General features: G+C 48.2%; 16 protein-coding genes. 4 read left to right on the top strand and 12 right to left on the bottom strand.

Annotated features, from left to right (window positions below; all coding sequences use genetic code 11):
• Positions 1-80: 80 nt before the first annotated feature.
• The 3 genes from QET93_RS05940 (at position 81) to QET93_RS05930 (ending at position 3,752) form a co-directional block, all read left to right on the top strand.
• Positions 81-869 carry an ankyrin repeat domain-containing protein gene (locus QET93_RS05940; RefSeq protein ID WP_280131505.1) on the top strand — a complete coding sequence of 263 codons (789 nt, stop codon included), beginning with the start codon at positions 81-83 and terminating at the stop codon, positions 867-869.
• Positions 870-1,068: 199 nt separating this feature from the next.
• Positions 1,069-1,362 (top strand): hypothetical protein, encoded by a 294-nt coding sequence (locus QET93_RS05935; RefSeq protein WP_280131506.1) that lies wholly within the window; start codon positions 1,069-1,071, stop codon positions 1,360-1,362.
• A gap of 1,439 nt (positions 1,363-2,801) precedes the next feature.
• On the top strand, positions 2,802-3,752 hold the full coding sequence (locus QET93_RS05930) for an SEL1-like repeat protein (RefSeq protein WP_322190143.1): 951 nt from the start codon (positions 2,802-2,804) through the stop codon (positions 3,750-3,752).
• Between the two features lie 5 nt (positions 3,753-3,757).
• Here QET93_RS05930 and tyrS read toward each other — a convergent pair whose 3' ends face one another.
• The 5 genes from tyrS to tdh all read right to left on the bottom strand — a co-directional run bounded on the left by tyrS (position 3,758) and on the right by tdh (position 9,644).
• Positions 3,758-4,942 (bottom strand): tyrosine--tRNA ligase, encoded by a 1,185-nt coding sequence (gene tyrS, locus QET93_RS05925; protein WP_280125310.1) that lies wholly within the window; start codon positions 4,940-4,942, stop codon positions 3,758-3,760.
• Between the two features lie 73 nt (positions 4,943-5,015).
• Positions 5,016-6,332 carry a tetratricopeptide repeat protein gene (locus QET93_RS05920; RefSeq protein WP_322190142.1) on the bottom strand — a complete coding sequence of 439 codons (1,317 nt, stop codon included), beginning with the start codon at positions 6,330-6,332 and terminating at the stop codon, positions 5,016-5,018.
• 81 nt (positions 6,333-6,413) lie between these two features.
• Complete coding sequence (locus QET93_RS05915) at positions 6,414-8,117, bottom strand: pseudouridine synthase (protein ID WP_322190141.1); 1,704 nt, start codon at positions 8,115-8,117, stop codon at positions 6,414-6,416.
• Between the two features lie 237 nt (positions 8,118-8,354).
• The gene (locus QET93_RS05910) at positions 8,355-8,510 is read right to left on the bottom strand and encodes a small basic protein (RefSeq protein WP_280125307.1); all 156 of its coding nucleotides are present in this window, start codon (positions 8,508-8,510) and stop codon (positions 8,355-8,357) included.
• Positions 8,511-8,612: 102 nt separating this feature from the next.
• Entirely contained in the window at positions 8,613-9,644 is a 1,032-nt protein-coding gene (gene tdh / locus QET93_RS05905; protein ID WP_322190140.1) for an L-threonine 3-dehydrogenase, read from the bottom strand.
• Between the two features lie 204 nt (positions 9,645-9,848).
• Between tdh and glgP the strand changes: the two genes are divergently transcribed.
• Complete coding sequence (gene glgP, locus QET93_RS05900) at positions 9,849-11,516, top strand: alpha-glucan family phosphorylase (RefSeq protein ID WP_280125305.1); 1,668 nt, start codon at positions 9,849-9,851, stop codon at positions 11,514-11,516.
• Positions 11,517-11,749: 233 nt separating this feature from the next.
• Here the strand turns inward: glgP and QET93_RS05895 are convergent, their stop codons facing one another.
• The 7 genes from QET93_RS05895 to QET93_RS05865 form a co-directional block, all read right to left on the bottom strand.
• Entirely contained in the window at positions 11,750-13,333 is a 1,584-nt protein-coding gene (locus QET93_RS05895) for a trehalase family glycosidase (protein ID WP_280131510.1), read from the bottom strand.
• Positions 13,334-13,826: 493 nt separating this feature from the next.
• Complete coding sequence (yidC, locus tag QET93_RS05890; RefSeq protein WP_280131511.1) at positions 13,827-15,719, bottom strand: membrane protein insertase YidC; 1,893 nt, start codon at positions 15,717-15,719, stop codon at positions 13,827-13,829.
• A 50-nt stretch (positions 15,720-15,769) separates the two neighbouring features.
• On the bottom strand, positions 15,770-16,051 hold the full coding sequence (yidD, locus tag QET93_RS05885) for a membrane protein insertion efficiency factor YidD (protein ID WP_280125302.1): 282 nt from the start codon (positions 16,049-16,051) through the stop codon (positions 15,770-15,772).
• Entirely contained in the window at positions 16,048-16,440 is a 393-nt protein-coding gene (gene rnpA, locus QET93_RS05880; RefSeq protein ID WP_280125301.1) for a ribonuclease P protein component, read from the bottom strand. Before rnpA ends, yidD begins: the two co-directional genes overlap by 4 nt.
• A gap of 63 nt (positions 16,441-16,503) precedes the next feature.
• Positions 16,504-16,689: a 50S ribosomal protein L34 gene (gene rpmH, locus QET93_RS05875; RefSeq protein ID WP_280125300.1), complete on the bottom strand. Its 186-nt coding sequence runs from the start codon at positions 16,687-16,689 to the stop codon at positions 16,504-16,506.
• Between the two features lie 194 nt (positions 16,690-16,883).
• Entirely contained in the window at positions 16,884-17,993 is a 1,110-nt protein-coding gene (locus QET93_RS05870; protein ID WP_280125299.1) for a DNA adenine methylase, read from the bottom strand.
• 97 nt (positions 17,994-18,090) lie between these two features.
• Positions 18,091-19,407 (bottom strand): bifunctional UDP-3-O-[3-hydroxymyristoyl] N-acetylglucosamine deacetylase/3-hydroxyacyl-ACP dehydratase, encoded by a 1,317-nt coding sequence (locus QET93_RS05865; RefSeq protein ID WP_280125298.1) that lies wholly within the window; start codon positions 19,405-19,407, stop codon positions 18,091-18,093.
• Between the last annotated feature and the right edge of the window lie 36 nt (positions 19,408-19,443).

Raw genomic sequence — 19,443 nt, 5'->3', positions numbered from 1 at the left:
TAGAATATCATCTTGCTTTGATCCACTGACTACTTCTATCATCTCCTTATCTCTTTTTATACTAAAATTAATCGGCAATTATGGAAACTAAAAAAACAACTAAACATCAAATACTTCCTTTAAAAGATCCATACAAATTACGATTCATCCGGAAATATGGAAATAAAATTGATTCATGTGATGAAGAAAACAAAACACTTCTGATCAATATTATTGAATGTGGATGTTCTACATCTAAGGAATTCCATGATTTATTCTATGCTCTCAATCATGGTTGGGATATTAATCGACAGGATGTTTATGGAAACACAGCTCTGGATCATGCAATAGACATGGGAAATCTGGACATCCTATACATTCTCTTGAAATACAATCCTTCGTATTTTTCTCTCCAAAAAGCAACAAAAACAATATTGCAAAATTATAGCAGAGATAATATTGAATATTGTAAAGCTATGATTCATCTAATTCATATCCTTGATGGCATATCAAAACAACAAAATCCAGACCTCATGAAATACGCTATTGAAGGATCGGCCTACCCAATGATCATACCCTTATTGAAAGCAGGGTATTCATTACCGGAAAATATGGAAAATCATGTTCCCATGTATTTATACGGCCATCATGAATTCGAGCGTTTCTTTCAATTCTATGCAAATGTTAATAAATGGGCGGATGAATTCGATTTTGCCGAAAACAGTCCTCTCTATGTAAAAGATGGAATATTAAAATCGCGACCCCAATATGCGCAATTATTAGTACCACATTTTTCTCGTAAATATAAAATACGAATCAAAAGAAATAACTATACATTGTCATACATGCATGCCATGGCAACAAATTCATTAGTCCGTATAAATCAATAAAATGCTGTTACAAAATGTAATATTGATTATATGAAATAACCCTATGTGAAAATTTTATCTTAACAAAACTTTAGAATAAACGATCAGAAAAGTAGCAATTAATATGAAATATGTATGGATCTATATCCTGATCATAATCAACATTATCTTGTTCTATGTATCTTACAATAGATTTAAAATAAGATCAAATTTTGAATACATGTTAGGATCTACAGAATTAATCGATGCAAAATTGTATGAGCAAGGTAATTTTTCAATCATCTTATCAAAAGGTAAAAATTACCAGCAAGAGAACACTGAATATTATAGAATTATTATTCATACAAAAGCAAACCCTGTTATCCCATTATCCGTATCGTTAGATTCAGACTACAATCCAATGCATTTTCTTATACCTCGAAAAGAGGAAACACGTGAAATGCTCGTAGACAAGAATGGCGACGGCATCATTGATGGCATATTAAACAATAATTCTCATTCATTTAAAAAATAATGATAAAAATACGCATTAACCCAAGAACAATAATCATAGGCTTATCAATCCTATTATGCACTCAAATCATATTTATCAGCTATAATATCTATTGTGTCGAAAAAAAATTGTCCAATAACGGATCCATCAAATTCACAGTGAAAAAGATCAAACACGATGACATCTTCTCCATTGATTGTTATACGAAAAAAATCCAATCTTTTCCATCACACTAAAAGACAGGAACTTGCTTGACATTACACTCAACGGTCACTACTACACCAGAAGCGACCTGGAGATACCTGGACACCAAAAATAATCTAACACCCTTTCCTATTGATTGTCTCTATTTTATAAACTATTTTCCATATTCCAATAGATTCAATAATGACAAGTTATAAAAAAATAATGTAAAAATGAAGACAAGAGAAAAAACAGTTTTTTATTTTTGGATCTTGAGCTTATTTTTATATTTCCCATTTTTTATTGCGATAAATAACATAGGATCTGACAAATCGATTCCCATATTATATACATTTTATATTATCACAAATTTTTCATTATTCCTATATTCTTTTTCCAAACGGCATTATTTCTACCGCAAGACAACAATAAAATTTAAATACATTTACTGGATTTCCTGTATTCTAAATTCAATAATTTTTATTTATTTTATCACTGCTATTCTATTGGTTCTATCGGGCATTAGCTAGAATCCGAATTGAATCAATAATCCGCAATGATGTCCTTTTCAAATCAACAAGATACGATAGTCATATCTACCCCTGAAATGAGATAGCATTATAATGCAAGATGAAAAATCATTCATTATGAAATTAAAATATATAACAGGTATATCCCATTAAATAAAATAACCTCATTTCATACACATATAATATGCAATATATTGACTCCAAATAACCCAATATATTTTTTAAGATTCATTCCGATCAATACTGAGTATTGTTTCATATCGAACCGGCAGGCAATTACAATTCAACATGTTGAAAGTTTTACTTTTCCTCACAATCTTCCTCTCCACAGAACAATCTTTGGAGATAAATAAGAATCTCAGCTCTTATGAGATCAGAAGGGCCGTCTCCGAAATCCGGATGGACGCGACAACTACACACGATGTATTCGAACAAATCAGGGTGTATGCTGAAACAGGTGACCCTGTTTCTCAATATAAAATGTGGCTTTTCAATGATGAAGGAACATTAATCCCTAAAAATCAACAAATGGCTCTTGCCTGGCTTACGCTTTCCGCAGAACAGGGGTACCCTCCCGCTATGTATCGTTTAGGAAGATATTGTCATGACAAGGGAAAAAACCAGGAAGCCTTTTTGTGGTTTCTGAAAGCAGCGCTTCTGGGAAACACGGATGCACAAGTGTGCACCGCGATTTGTTATCGCAGTAACACAGGAACATTTACAAATGACAAAATTGCCCAGCAATGGATGATAAAAGCCGCACACCAGGGTAATGCTCAGGCGCAGTATGATGTGGCAGTCGGTTATCAATCTGGAAAAGGGGGAAGTGAACTCAATATCGACAAGGCAATTTACTGGTATTCCAAGTCTGCAGATCAAAATTATCCTGACGCATGCACAACTTTAGGAGAATGTTATCTGAAGGGAATCGGAGTCGAAAAAAATCCACAAAAAGCACGCGAATTGTATCTCAAGGCTGCCGAACAAAACGACTCTCTCGCCATGTGCAATCTAGGAATTCTCTACTATCAAGGAATCTTCGAAAAAGTAAACCCGCAAGAAGCCGCCAAATGGTTTGAACAAGCCGCAAAACTTGGACACCCCGATGCCCAATTTGCCTTCGCCGCTCTACTGGAATCCGGAGAAGACGGTATCGAACAAGACCAGCCCCGAGCTTTCGAATTGTTTCAGAAAGCTGCAGATCAGGGCCATATCCAGGCTCAATTCCACCTGGCTACCTGCTATGCTTCGGGAAGCGGTACTTCGCAAGACAACGAAATGGCTTTTCGTTGGTATAAGAAGGCCGCAGATCAAGGATTCAGTGAAGCAGAATATATGACGGGAGTCTTCTACCTCGCAGGAAAGGGTGTAGAAAACAACCCTCAACTCGCCTTGGAGTACCTCACCAAAGCAGCTGCCCAGGACATGAAAAAGCACAGGAAACACTCGATAAAATCCGTGAAGAAGAAGCAGCGAACTCTGATCAACCATCTGCAACCCAAGATTCACCGGAACAACAAACTATGCACAAAGAAGATTAACTTCACCCCTCTTCGTCCACGCACAATATCCGTGCCATTCCCCGAATCAATGAATCGGACGCAACCGAGCCCTTGCAACAGGGGAATCGGGTTGCGTCCGGAAAGTATTGAGGCTAGCTCGCTCGCAGAAAGCCAGAAGAACAAGAGCTCCCCCTAGCCGTGTCAGCCGATGAAGCGTACAGCGTGTTTTTTGCTGAGACGGAGGATATCGCCTTCCTTCAGCTCAAGAGTGGCATTCGGGTCGGTGACCTTTTCATCGTTCACTTGAATGGCTCCGGGTATGAAGTGTTCTTTGCGGAGGACACCGTTGGACTTCTGCACGTTGAAGGACGTCTGGAAGACGTAAGCTACGAGCCCGATGGCATTCAATCCGGCAGGAAGAGCGGCGAGTGAAAGTTCCGGCAGTTCAGCAGCGGCAAGATCTCGCTTGGAAAAGCGTGTTTCCCAGTCGTTGCGTGCGGCATCCGCTGCCTCTGGGGAGTGGTAACGGGCAACGATCTTCCAGGCGAGAAGCTTCTTGGCTTCCATAGGGTGCAAGGAAGCATCGCGGTGCTCGCCAAGGAGGACGGTATAATAGCGATCCATCAGTTCATCGCTGACGCTCATCATCTTGCCGAACATGGTTTCAGCGGCTTCGTCAACGCCAACGTAATTGCCATAGGATTTGGACATTTTGCGAACGCCGTCAAGGCCTTCCAGCAAGGGAAGAGTCATGGCGATCTGGGGCAGCAAGCCTTCTTCCTTCTGCAGGTCGCGGCCGACGAGAATATTGAACAACTGGTCGGTGCCACCCAACTCGACATCGGCCTGGATCATGACGGAGTCCCAACCCTGCATCAGGGGATACTGCAATTCATGCAACCGTACTTCCTTGCCGCTATCCACGCGGGCGCGAAAGTCTTCCCGGGCCAGCATTTGCTGCATGGTTGCACGGGAATTCAGCTTGAGAACATCATCGTAGCTCATCTTGCGGAACCAGTCGCCGTTGTACACGATTTCGGTCTTGGCGCGATCGAGAATCTTAAAAGCCTGCTGGGTATAGGTTTCCGCATTGGCGAGAACCTGTTCGCGACTCAGGGGGGGGCGGGTTACGGATCGTCCTGTAGGATCGCCGATCATCGCCGTAAAGTCGCCGATCAACAGGATGGCCTGGTGGCCCAGTTGCTGGAACTGGCGGAGCTTTTCAATTGCCACCGTATGGCCGAGGTGGATGTCCGGAGCCGTCGGATCAACGCCCAGTTTTACTCTCAGAGGGCGCCCCAGAGAGAGGCGTTCCTTCAATTCTTCCCTTCCGATCACCTTGGCGGTGCCGGCCATCAGGAAATCCAATTGTTCATCAATGGTCATCGTTGGGAGTTAGACTGCCCGCGACGACTCCGGAGTTCAAGCCAGATTAACGCGAATATGCGCCATATCCCGCTCATTTCTCTTCGACAGCCCATTTCCGGTTGATCCAGCGGTTCATCCAAATAAGGAAAGTCCCCACCGCTATCAGAAGAAATCCCCCGCCTCCCCATAGAAGCCAGTTCGCCCGGAACCGGGCAGGAGCATTCCCGCCTTGGGCGGCAGCATCCCACCACTGCCATGCGGCAACGGGGTTCCACGTCACTCCGCTGAAGGGAATAAGGGAAAGGGTACCCATACGAGCCATGGCAGGAGCATAGCCCCCCATGGCTGCCGTACGAATCCAATACACACCGGATTCCTTGTCGCCGTGTTTCCAATCAAAAAGCCCCAATTCATATTGCCCCAGCGGAGAACGGAAACGATCCGCTGCGGCAAACAGAATTTCGCGAGCTTTTTTGACATCATCGTCACTAGCATTCTCGTCGTCCGCCAGCATGCGGGAGGCTTCGACAGCCGATAAAGGTTCCCCATAAGAAGCAGCCTGGATATAGTAGGCTCGCGCCTGGGGGATATCTTTTTCTCCCCCCTCGCCAGCCCTCATCATCCCGGCCAATTCGCGCAGGGCATAAGGGTTTTTGAGATTGGCAGCCTTGGAAAACCAATGACGCGCCTGGGCGAGATCGCGTTCCACGCCAATCGCGTTTTTGTAAGCGAGGGCGGTTTCCATCATGGCATCACCCTGCCCCTGCTCCGCCGCCTTGAGAAACCACCTGAAAGCTTCCCCTTCATTCCGCTCCGTCCCCAGGCCCTCACGATACATCCTGGCCAGCAAAACGGCCGCCATTTTGAACCCGAGTTTTGCCGACTTCTCCATCCACTGCAGGGCCAGTTTTTTATCTTCCGGCGTCCCCTCACCCTTGAAATGCATAATTCCGACCCAGAAAGCCGCCTCTCCGTCACCTCCGGCAGCACGAGCTTCCATATTCTTCCGGGATTCGGCATACCACTTGGCAGACAAAGCCTCATCCTTGTTTCCACCCAGCCCATTCCGGTACATAAAGGCCAGCTGGTACTGGGAATCCGCCTGGCCGGCCTGGGCAGCCTTTTCAAACCAGGCGCGGGCCTGTTCCAAATTTCTAGGATATGAAGGAGTCCCCCGGTACATCAACTTTCCCAATTCGACCATGGCTTCCGCATCGCCCTGATCCGCATGGCTCTGCAATGCCTGGACGTATTGTTCACAATACCGGCGGGAATCTGCTAGTTGGCCGGCAGCTTCCGCCTTCTTCCAGGCCTCCCGAAGCACGGCAGGAGAAGAGGATACCGGATCAAGCGTCGACAACGCCTCCAGGCCGGCAGCTTCATCTGCAAAAACAGGAAGGGCTGCCATAGACAGCCCTCCCACTCCGGCTATTACAAACCAAAGGTTCAGCAACTTCATACCGGATTGTAGAATATTGTGGATCGGAAATCAACGGTCTCCACCACGACTGCCACGGAAGCCACCATCACGGTTGCCACGGAATCCGCCTTCACGGCGTTCCCCGAAACCTCCTTCGCGACGGCCTCCAAAGCCTCCTTCGCGGTTGCCACGGAATCCGCCTTCACGGCGTTCCCCGAAACCTCCTTCGCGACGGCCTCCAAAGCCTCCTTCGCGGTTGCCACGGAACCCGCCTTCACGGCGTTCTCCGAAACCTCCTTCGCGACGGCCTCCAAAACCACCTTCGCGGTTGCCACGGAACCCGCCTTCACGGCGTTCTCCGAAACCTCCTTCGCGACGGCCTCCAAAACCACCTTCGCGGTTACCACGGAACCCGCCTTCACGGCGTTCTCCGAAACCTCCTTCGCGACGGCCTCCAAAGCCTCCCTCGCGGTTGCCACGGAACCCGCCTTCACGGCGTTCTCCGAAACCTCCTTCGCGACGGCCTCCAAAGCCTCCCTCGCGGTTGCCACGGAACCCGCCTTCACGGCGTTCTCCGAAACCTCCTTCGCGACGACCTCCAAAGCCACCTTCGCGGTTGCCACGGAACCCGCCTTCACGGCGTTCCCCGAAACCTCCTTCGCGACGGCCTCCAAAGCCTCCTTCGCGGTTGCCACGGAATCCGCCTTCACGGCGTTCTCCAAAGCCTCCTTCACGACGGCCTCCAAAGCTACTTTCGCGGCGAGCAAAAGGCCTGTCCGAACGTCCTTCAAAAGAATTATTTCTAGGTTTCCGTTCCGGAATTTCCTGATCGGAGAATCTCGTCTTCATTTCCGGAGACAATTCATACGTATCCTCGTCCAGATCAACTCCTTCAAAGTCTGCCGGATTAAATTCGTAGTTTTCGTCGCCATCATTGGTTTCCGAAGCACGGAACGTAAAGGGAGCCCCAGCACCCTGTTTGCGGGATGTTCCCTTATAAGCGGCCAATTCCTTTGCACCCAAATATTTGCGAGGACGCTTGGGATTGACTGAGGCAAGAGCCACTTCTGCCGGATCCATGAATTTCCAACTTCCCGGTTCCAAATCTCCTCCCCAGAGGGAACCGATACGCACGCGTACCAGTTTCCTGACACGCAATCCCAGGCAGGCGAACATCTGGCGGATCTGTCTCTTCAATCCCTGTTCCAGGACAATATATGCCCGGCGTGCAGATGCACGGCAGACATACTTGGCCTTGGCCTGGCCTTCCGCAATGCGAACGCCCTTCAGCAACTGCATCAGCACACTGTTGTCAAAGTTCTGATCCAAAGTCACCCAGTATTCCTTTTCCACTCCTTCGGAGGGATGGCTCAATTGCTGGACGAGTTCTCCATCATTAGTCATGATAAGCAAGCCTTCCGAATCGGCGTCAAGGCGTCCCACATAGTTCAAGTGGCGCAACTTGGGAGGCAGGAGATCATAAACCGTACCTTCCGCCCCCTGAGCCTCGCGGCTGCATACAAAACCACGCGGCTTGTTGAGCAGGACAACGGAATGTTCTTTGGGAACCATGTGGTGTCCGTCCAGTTTTACAAAATCTTCGGAGGAAACCCTTATGCCGGGCGTTTCAACAACCTGGCCATTCACTTCCACTCTACCTTCTACGATCAGCTGATCCGCTGCACGGCGGGAATCAACTCCGCATGATGCCAGAAACTTATTCAATCTGATTTTACCGGCATTGTCATCAGAGGCACCTACGGCCTCATTCATATCTTCATTCATATTATTTTATTATTGTCTATTTGGGAACCGCTTCACAGCGGCATCGCGCCACCGCCCTGTCACTAAGGAAAGAACGACGGCAATCTGTATGGTTCCTCCCGGACAATACCTCGCGGCGTCATCCGGGAGAAAAAAAGCCCCTCGGACAAACCAAGGGGCCTTTCCTTAAAGGAAATCTGTTAAAATCCCGCTCCTGCCAGGCAGGGACAGAGATGAGAAGACGGATCAGTCTTCGTGTTTGGTCTTGGGGAGACCGATGGGGCTCTGCCCCTTCTTCCACTGACCGCGTTCCTTCATCAGTTTAACGCGTTCAAATCTTTTGAGAACGGAGCGCTTGCCGCCCACAGTGCCGGTAGCTTTGAGACTGGAATGCTTGGACATAATCTTATGTGTGTAAAAAAGGTTCGCCTATCCGCTCATGCGGGGTGAGGGCGGAGCTTTATACACACCCGCCCTCACTTTGGCAATACCTATTTTAAAAAATTATAGAATCCAGTCCATAACGACCTTGCCGGAATTGCCGGAAGCCATTGCTTCGAAGCCTTTGGCAAAGTCCGTATACGGGATACGGTGAGTGATAATCGGGCTGATATCCATGCCGCCGCGAACCATCTTGCTCATCTTGTGCCAGGTTTCAAACATTTCACGGCCATAAATCCCTTTCAGCATCAATCCCTTGAAGATTATTTTATCCCAACTGACGGCAACCTGGTCGGGCATAATGCCAAGCAGAGACACCTTGGCGCCGTTACAAGCATTATCCAGAATATCGTTCAATCCGGAGGGATTGCCGCTCATTTCCAACCCGACATCGAAACCTTCTTCCATATCCAGCTCATTGCGCCAGACATCGGTTACTTTTTCGCGAGTTACATTGATAGCGCGCGTCGCCCCCAGGCGGAGAGCAATCTCCAAGCGGTAGTCATTGACGTCGGTGACGACAATGTTCTTGGCACCGGCATGCTTGCAAACTGCAGCAGCCAAGCTACCGATCAGGCCTGCCCCTGTAATCAGAACGTCTTCCCCGACGAGATCCCATGACAGGGCCGTATGAACGGCATTGCCAAGAGGATCGAAAATCGAAGCAATTTCCATCGGGATTTCCGCGGGAATACGATACACGTTTTCCTGAGGAATGCTGAGATATTCGGCAAAACAACCGGGACGGTTCACGCCTACCCCTTGGGTGTTGGGGCACAAATGGCGGCGTCCGGCCTTGCAATTGCGGCATGTTCCGCAAACGATATGGCCTTCGCCGGAAACGATTTCCCCGGGCTTGTAACTCTTCACGGCACTGCCTACTTTTTCGATGATTCCGCAGAATTCATGTCCGACCTGCATCCCAACCGGAATCGTCCTTTGAGCCCAGGAATCCCACTTCCAAATGTGGAGATCGGTACCGCAAATGGCGGTCTTGTAAATGCGAATCAAAACATCGTTCGGTCCAACTTCGGGCATGGGAATGTCAATCAATTCCAAGCCCGGTGCAGCTTGAGTTTTCACCAGTGCTTTCATGGTGATATTCATGCTCGCAGCAGGATGCAAAGGCAAGCCAAAAGCTCGCACGCCGGACAATTTCCGTACCAGAATATTCCCAATGAAAACGGCCTCTGAAGGCAAACATTACGTCAAATGATCATTTTCGGCTTCCATAAATGGATTTGAGGTGATATTGCCAGAAGACATTCCATAAGCTTTTCCGATAAACACCACACAAATATGGCAACTTCATTTCTCCCGAAACTGTTCGAACATCCCTACGAAATCGATCCGAAATACGCCAAAAGCGTTGCATACTTTTCCATGGAATTCGCAATCGACAACGCCTTCAAGATCTACTCAGGCGGTCTCGGCTATCTCTCCGGCTCCCATATGAGGAGTGCGCACGACCTGAGACAGAACCTCGTCGGCGTCGGCATCCTTTGGAGTTACGGCTACTATAATCAGATCCGTGCGGAAGACGGTTCCATGGCCACTCAGTACGTCCATAAAAACTACTCCTTCCTGGAAGATCACAACATCAAGTTCCTCATTCGCGTCTGCGGGGCGCCCGTCTGGGTCAAAGCCTATTTCCTGCGCCCGGAAACCTTCGGTTCCGCTCCGATGTTCTTCCTCTCCACGGATCTGGAAGAAAACGACGAAGAAAGCCGTAACATTTCCCGCCGCCTGTATGATGCCAACGGTTTCACCCGCATTGCGCAATATGTCCTGCTCGGCAAGGGTGGAGCCCGCCTCTTTGAAGAACTCGGCGTCGAACCCGAAATCTACCACCTTAACGAAGCTCACGGCCTGGCTGCCGCCTTCCACTTACTCGCCAAAACCAAGAGTGTGGAAGAAGTCCGCAAGCATCTTGTTTTCACCACTCATACTCCGGAAGAAGCCGGCAATGAAAAGATGGACATCAACACGATGAATACCTTTTCCTTCTTTGATGGCCTTTCTCTGGACGAAGTACGTTCTGCCATTCAGCTGGACGGCAACGACAACACCTTCAACTACACACTCTCGGCCTTGCGGCTCAGCCACAAAGCCAACGGAGTCTCCAAGCTACACGGCGATGTCTCCATCGACATGTGGAAGGGTTACGACAACATCTGTCCGATCACCTCAATCACTAATGCTCAGAACCAGAAATACTGGCAGGACCACGAACTTGCCGAAGCCTTCCACTCACGGGACAAGGAAGCCTTCCGGCGCCGTAAACGCGCTCTGAAAAAAGACCTCTTCCGCATCGTTGGCGAACAAACTGGTCGTGTCTTCGATCCGAACTGCCTCACCATCGTCTGGGCTCGCCGTTTCGCCGCCTATAAACGTCCCGAACTTATCACGGGCAATCCCACCTGTTTTGAGCGCATGCTGCAACGCACGAACCGCCCGGTTCAATTCATCTGGGCCGGCAAACCCTACCCCACCGATCATAAAGCTATTGAAATTTTCAACAACCTCAACAAGCTTTCCGCCAAATATCCCCGTTCCGCCGTCCTCGTCGGATACGAAATGGGATTGAGCCGCGTGCTGAAAAATGGCTCCGATATGTGGCTTAACAACCCCGTTGTCACTCGTGAAGCCTCTGGAACCTCCGGCATGTCCGCCGCCATGAACGGCAGCGTCTCTATCTCCACCTTCGACGGTTGGATCTGCGAGTTTGCCAAAGACGGAGAAAACAGCTTCGTCATCCCCACCGCAGCCCCCAACCTCTCCCCGGAAGCCCGCGACCGTTCCGACCGCGACAACTTCTACAACATCCTCGAAGACAAAGTCCTTCCTACCTATTACGAAAACAACGACGCATGGATGGACATCGTCTTCAATGCCATGAACGATATCTATCCCTATTTCGACGCAGATCGCATGGCCGACGAATACTACGTCAAACTCTACAATTAACCCCACCCAGGAGCCATCTTCCAGAAATCGGGGTTCATCCACCCTTTCCGGATTGATGTAGGACATCCCTCCAGATCAAACCGCTGCTTCCCACCACAGGAGCAGCGGTTTAAGTTTACCCGGAATCATGCGGCCTGCCGAGCACATACAGAATATCCATCTATTAACAACCTTCTCTCAGCTCATTAGGACAACAAAGAATAAAACTATCCATACTCATTAGATAACACGCATTATTCATCTGTCTCCGCTTTGACGGCAATTTCTTCAGAACCACCTCCCCAAATCACTTTAAGCGTAAAATCCCGATTAGACTTAACTGTTATTTCTGGTTTTTGGAGTCCATTGGGGCGCAAAGCACAATAAAGGTCCAAAAGGCCATCTTTGCCAAAAGGATATTGTTTAACGCCAAAAGAATCCGTAAGACGTATGTCCCAAATCAGAGTATTGTGAGGAACATCCGCCCGGAGACCGAAAACATATTCAAAAAGGACGGCAATGGGAACCAGACCAGTCCAGCCTACCATCCCGGGACGGCACCGTCCCTTGGTAATTTCAGGATCATAATTTTCAAAAAATGTTCCCGTTTCTTGAAAGACCTGTGTAACGTTATTCAAATGGTTCAAGCCTATATCAAAAGCTATTTTGTCTTCCCCTATTCTGGAAAGGCCTCGCAAAACCATGTAATTTGTAGGAGCCCAAACGGCACCACACCAGTATCCTCCCCCATTTTTAACATACGCGGGATCATCGGCCGAAAGAGTCGGCACCCGATGAGGTCGCTTGAATTTGGTTGGATTTTCCAAATGAGAAACAAAAGATTTTATACGGTCTGCGGGAATGACATCAGCTAAAAGCGCCCAATAGGCACCTATGGTTTGCACGCCGGAAATACTGCCATCACGAAAACGGTCTGCGTAACATTTTTTATCCGAATTCCACATTTTTTCGTTCACGAATCTACTAAGAAAATCAACTTCCTTCTGTATGTCTTTCACATCCGCTTCGCGCCCAAGTTCCCGTGCCATGGACACAAGAATTTTACCGGACAATATTTGTTGCATGTTGGCGTCTATCCACGACATATGACCATGGCTGAATTCTCGATGGTAATTGCCGCGTAATCTCGGTTGATTATCCATTCCGCATCCCCAACCGCTAAGATAGTAAGATCCGTCCTGCCAAGTTCGGTTAAGGTTCATCCACTGGTAATAGGCAAGTAACGGAGGAAATACCTTCTCCAAACGCTTCCTGTCATTAAAATTGAGATAATATTCCCACTCGGCCCACGGCATAATATTGGGGCCTGTACTGGAAGGATCATATTTTTCAAAACAGTTTTTCCCGCTGGTACCATATATTTCCCGGCAGATAAAACCGTCAGGTAACTGTTTGCAGTAGAAATTGTCCAAGGTCCCCTGAAAATGAAAAGCATGAGCACCATACTTTCCGAACATTGTCATAAAACTGCAGTCCCACATGAAAATATTACCGTTGAATACCGGATCAATATATGGGGAAATAAAACCGTTCTGAGGAGTCGCCGCCTTAATATTGCTAAATCCCATTTCCCATGCTTTCCAGTAACTCGAAATAACATCCGGTCGGGCATCCCATTCAGGACGAGGTAATTTTTCTTTAATTTTCGCAAATTGGGGAGGATGCATCAGATTTTGATGTTCCTTGAGAAATCCGTTTTCTTGAACGTATTTATTCGGAACATAGAAAGAAGTGTAGGGTTCCTGGTCTGAGGCAACTCCTTTTGAAAGAGAAATAATCGAAAGAAACAATATACAATTCAATACCCTGGAAATCATACTACATGGTTTCCAGAAACATTCAATATGTCAATATCATTCTAAAAATATTTTTTAAATATCAAGACTTATCATCCTAAAAGCATATAACCATAAATACAAAAAACATTATAAATAATAATCTTATATAAAACTTATCGTTTCATTTTTTATTTGAATTTATATTCTGTTCCGGATCTGATTTTCCTCAAAACAATCTTCTGACGAATCCTTCTCCATACGAAACCATGCGGGAATCCGACATGGCACATGCAAGCCACCCGACGACAAAATCAGGTCAGGCTTGGAAGAAAAAACAAACCTGAAAAATGAAATCATTCCGCTGCTATGTCGAAGAGGGCAAACAAACAATTGACTAGAACATCTTCCTAAACTCTCCTAGTCCCTACCCCGCCTCAACAACAAGCAAATGCCAGAGCTCTTTATTATTTGGGGCTATCTCTCTAATCCGAGATAGCCCCTTGAAAAATTATACGTTATAGCAAGACTCTGCCTATTTCTTCCTCCTTCCGGGAGTTACGTTACGCATACCTCCTCCCTGTTGCTTTTGCTGTTCGGCAAGAATACGTTGCTGCTCCATCATGCGTTGCAAAAAACCGGCTTTCTTTTTCTTTGTCTTGGTCAGTTCCGGCTGGGGCAAACGACGGATCAACAAGGTTTGTCCCATATTAATCAAGTTCTGAGCCGTCCAGTACAAAGCCAAAGCCGATGCAAAGTTGTAGCAGAAGAAAAAGAAAATCAGAGGCATAAACGCCATAATCCGGCGTTGCATCTTATCCCCGGCCTGCGGCGTCATCTTCATCTGGATTACCATCGTTACCGCCATAATCAGAGGAAGAATGTTAACCGGAAGAGTCGGAAACGAGCTAAAGGGAAGCGGGATTTCATACACCGTATCCGGCAATGACAAATCCTTAACCCACCAGAAAAAAGGCTGACCGCGCAACTCCGCCGAGTACTGCAGAACACGGTAGAAGGCAAAGAAGATCGGGATTTGAATCAGCATTGGCAGACACCCGCTGGCAGGATTGATGCCGTATTCCTGATACATCTTCATCATCTCCACATTGACCTTTTGCGGATCATTCGGGTACTTTTCCTTCAATTCCTGCATCTTGGGCTGGACGAGCGACATACGCTTCATCGCCATGTAGGACTTCTTGTAAAGAGGCCAGATGACAATGCGCACCACAATCGTCATGCAGATAATGGCAATACCCCAGTTACCGACAAGGCCGAAGAAAAAGTTGAGCAACCAGTTCATCGGAGCACTCAGGATAGTTAGCCATCCGTATGCCATGACTTCATCCAGTTTATAGGGCAACTCGTTGAGAACCTGGTTCTTCTTCGGGCCCGCATAGATCTCATACGAAAGCACCTTCTCGGCCTTGGGCTGAAGATCCACCACCGGAGCCCCCATCGCCAAAATGACCCCGGGTACTTCATGGTCTCCTTCATGTTTCAGATGGAACAACTGACGCTGGGCGTAAATCATCGAACCGCGGGAATCCTCCGCCGGTATCAGTATACTGGCATAATACTGACTCATCACCCCACCATAGGTCAGGTTAACCAGATTAGCCACCTCGCGCGGCTTGGCAGATGATATAAAGCCCCCTGTAAAATACGATGGCGTTTCCTGAACGAATTTACCATCCGTCATATAGAAAAAGTGAGTGAACGCCTCGGCCATTTCACTCTTGGCAATTGGGTATCCCGCACCGGCAAAAACGCCCATATCCGGAAGACGCACGGCATGATCCATGGGATTAAAAAGCGTTATCTTCAGTTTCAGCATATATTTGCTGCCTGCCAAAAGAGCGCCGTTCTCGTCCTTTAACGGATCAAACGTATATTCCTTCTTCACGGCAAGTCCATTGGCAAGCCGTGCAACAAGGGTCAGTTTCTCATCGTTGCTCTCAGAATCAACCTTCGAATAAACGGACGTATCGTAACTGGGATCCGCCGCGGGAGTAATCCCGAACACGAGTGTACCGATCCCGTACGTGCCATTCTCATTGATCTTCACGTCGACATCCGGTACATGGCGACTATCGACCAGATCTCCCTCCATCTCCACATTGCGGATTGAACCGCCAATATTGGCAATCGAATACGTCGCTACCGGCTTTCTATCCTTTCCTTCTCCGGCATAAGAGACCATCGGCCAGGTTTCCAGCTTGCTTTCGTCAACAGGCGGAACAACCGCCATATCCCCCGGAAGAGCAGGAGAGTTTGACGCCGCATCGGCAGAAGCCGTTTTCGTTGCGGGTTGAGATACAGACTGAGGTGCTACGGGAGGCTTGGGCTGAGTACTTGAGTAGTAGTAGTCAGCACCCAGCAATACCGCGCAAAGGGCTATAATAATCCATGATTTGCGATCCATAGTAGTTGATTGGGAAAATGTAGATAAAAAGTAATGTGTTGAAATGGGTCTTATTTGGAAGCGTCACCATCCCCAGGAAAATGAGAACTGCCGGACGAACAACGCGGAGGCACGGGATCGAACCCGGAGCCACCCCAGGGATTGCAGCGCAAAATCCTCCAGATACCTAACGTTGTTCCCTTCCATATTCCATGTATTTCTACGGCTTCAATAAAATATTGCGAACAAGTCGGGGAAAAACGGCATCCACTCATCGGTCCGCCAAGAAAATGCAAAGGCCGGCTGACAAAGCGTTGGTAAAACCGCACGCACGCAATAACCAGCTTCTTCATACGGGCGCCTCCTCCTGTTCAGCAGAGTCTCCCTTCATCCTTTCCAGCTCCCGTAACAGTCGGGAAAGAGTCTTAAGCCAGTCTTTTTCCAAAGCTGAGAAAGGAGCCGTAGCTGCACGCCACCTCAAGACACAGACGACATGCAAACCGCATGCAAGGGAATCCCCGTGCATGCGAATAAGCTCCCGAATACGTCTCTTCAACGTATTACGGAGAACGGCACCACCGACCTTCTTGGTACAAATAATGCCAAATGCGGAAGGCTCATCCGCGTGATCCAAAGGACATGCGCTCAAAACAAGAAGCCGACCTGCAGTAGATGCACCCTGACTACGCACACGGGCAAATTGGAACGCCCGATTCATGCTTTGTTGACGAGTCAAACGCATCTCCCCGCGGGGCGGCCCGTGAAAAGAAATCGTAATATGGCCAGCCTCTCCGGCCACAGCCGATTAACGACCGTGCTGGATCGTGTGGCGCTTGTACTGAATTTCAGCACCCTTCGGAAGAAGGCGCTTACGGCCCTTAGCACGACGACGACGCAAAATTTCGCGTCCATTCTTGGTAGCCATACGGGCACGGAAACCAAACTGGTTCTTGCGGCAACGCTTGGAAGGTTGATAGGTCCTCTTGCTCATAATAAAAAGGTAACTGTTTGGTGAATGAAATGTCCCGCGCCTCTTTCGGACTGCACGCAGGGAAGTGTGTGGGGAAGTAGAATAATATTTATCGCAGCTTTGTCAACACGTCTGATGCGTTTTTTTCATTTTTCCGGTTCAGCAACGTAATATATGCTTCGTATTCCACGTTTCCGACAATAATCTCCGTTCCACTAGAACCTCTCCAAAAGATAGAGATATTCATTCACAACCAATGATCGATTACGTAAGTTACGGCTTCCGCGGAATGTCAGATACGGGATTTCATACGTTTCCAATCTGCCCTGAGATTGCAAGAATGCCGCAAACTCATCCTGGGAAACAAACCCCTCGGAATTGTAAGAAATCAGAATATGGGATGCCTTGCAGGCAGATACCAGAGAAAAAAGATTCTCCTTAGCTTTTCCCGACGAATTATAGGCCGAACGAGTCCAATCCCCGGGAATGCCAGAGACATCGCTAATCTTCTCCGGCCGTCTGTAATCCGCAATCAAGTTCAACATAAAATAGTTGGAGCCATAGGGGTGCTGGTTGTAGGGAGGATCAAGATACACCAGATCCACCGGATCCAACCTATGCACCAGAGTATTGGCATCCTCGCGGTAAACCGTCGCCGGACACGAAAAACGCGACCAGACGGGCATGGACAAATAAATCGGACTCGTAATCCGAGACAAGGCATCTCCCTTCCTGCCGCCAAAACTCCCAATCCCTGCCGCATCCTTGTAAAATCCCTTGAAAACTCCGGACGTATTGGCATGAATCGAAGCCTCCGACAACAAAGGTCCCAGTAAAAACGGCCTCATCCATTCCGGACGCCGGCCAATGGCACGACAGGCGGCATCCAGATACAGCGCATTGCGACGCGTATAAAAAACACGTTCCCCAGGCTGGATATTCTCATCGTCGGCCGGAGCGTACAACTCGGAAATAAACCCTCCCTCCCGGTCTGAGGCAACCTCGGGCAAAAGCTCGGTCAAAGCCTCTTCGAGAGCCCGGATATTCACCTCGCGGGCATTAGTCAGGTAACATTTCCCGAGAATGCGGGCATATTCCTCAAGATCATTGGAAATCAAGCGTGTCGCATGAGCCTTGAAATACCGGGAAACAATTCCGCTCCCGGCAAAGAGATCGGCAATATCCAAAGCATGCTTGCCCAGGCGTTGCTTAACCCGGCGCAACGGCGTATCAATAAATCCGAGCAACGCCCGCTTATTGCCGATACAAGTAATCAGCTGGTTGGCCAAATAGTCCGGATTCTCTCCTGAATCACCTGCCGGCATAGATCTATTCCAATCTCGTAAGCACTTTGCAACAGGCAGCTCCTTTCCGTTACCCCGCCTAACGGGAAAACCGGAAAGGAGCTATCCTAAAAAGGCATCAGCCGTCCAGAAGACCGAACTTCAATTCAGCCTCGGAAACAACCTGACCATTAACCAGACACTGCCCGATCGCCTGACCGATATTACCTCGCATCTTAACCATTTCAGCCTCGATAATCAGGGAGTCGCCAGGGAATACGGGACGGCGGAACTTCACCTTGTCGGCACTCATGAAATAACCGATCTTGCCGACATTACCCGGCATGCGCAGCATCAAAATCGATGCCAGCTGCGCCATCGCTTCCACCTGAAGCACTCCAGGCATCACGGGATGCCCCGGAAAATGTCCTTGGAAAAACGGTTCGTTGATCGTCACATTCTTCATGCCGCGGCACTTCGTTTCGCCTTCAAAACCGATAATGCGGTCAATCATCAGGAACGGATAGCGATGGGGAAGCAGCTTCATCACTTCCTTCGTCTCAAGTACGGCATCTCCATAGGGAATATCCGTACTCTGAGGCTTCATCTGCTGCATCCTCGTATATTCTTTCTTCAATCGGGAGGCCAGTTCCGTATTCGGACCATGCCCCGGCTTGACAGCAATCACATGACCGAGAATCCTCTTACCGGCCAAAGTCAAATCTCCGATCAGATCCATGGCCTTGTGCCGGGCAAACTCATTGTTAAAACGCATCGGCTCCTTGCTGAGGAGTTCCTCTCCGCGGATAACGACGGCATTCTCCAGACTCCCACCCTTGATCAGTCCCTTTTCCAAAAGAGGCTTAATATCTTCGTAAAACGTAAAGGTACGGGCGGGAGCCAGTTCCTTTTCGTATGTCTCCGGCGTAATAACCGAATCGAAATACTGAGTAATGCGGCCTTCCGGTCCAACACACGTCACGGAAAGCCTGTAAGTTTTGGAAGGAAGAATCGTCAGGATAGAACCGCTCTTCGTTTCCACCGTCACCGGTTCACGGACTTCCCATACACGGACGGGAGCATCCTGTTCCACGATTCCGGCACTCTTGATCAGCTCCACATAAGGTTTGGAAGAACCGTCCGCAATGGGAGGTTCATTGGCATTCATCTCAATCACCACATTATCAATCCCCATCCCAGTCAAAGCAGAAAGAATATGCTCTACCGTATGGACTTTGACCGACCCCTCGGCCAGAGACGTTGCTCGTTCAACAGTCTGCACCTTCTCCACATCAGCCGAAATAAAAGGCTGATCGGGCAGATCAACCCGGCGGAATTTAATGCCGTAATCAATCGGTGCAGGTTTCAATGTCAAGGTGACGGCCTGCCCGGTATGGAGAGATGTTCCTTCAAGCGTTGCCGGGCTGGCGACTGTTCTCTGATTTCCAAAAGCCATAGGTGAATTCTAGAAGAATTCATCTTCCTTGGAAAG

The organism is Akkermansia sp. N21116 (genome assembly GCF_029854705.2).
In the GTDB taxonomy this organism is placed as follows: domain Bacteria; phylum Verrucomicrobiota; class Verrucomicrobiia; order Verrucomicrobiales; family Akkermansiaceae; genus Akkermansia.
Note: the sequence above shows the minus strand (reverse complement) of the source record. Positions and strands in the feature narration are given on the sequence as shown.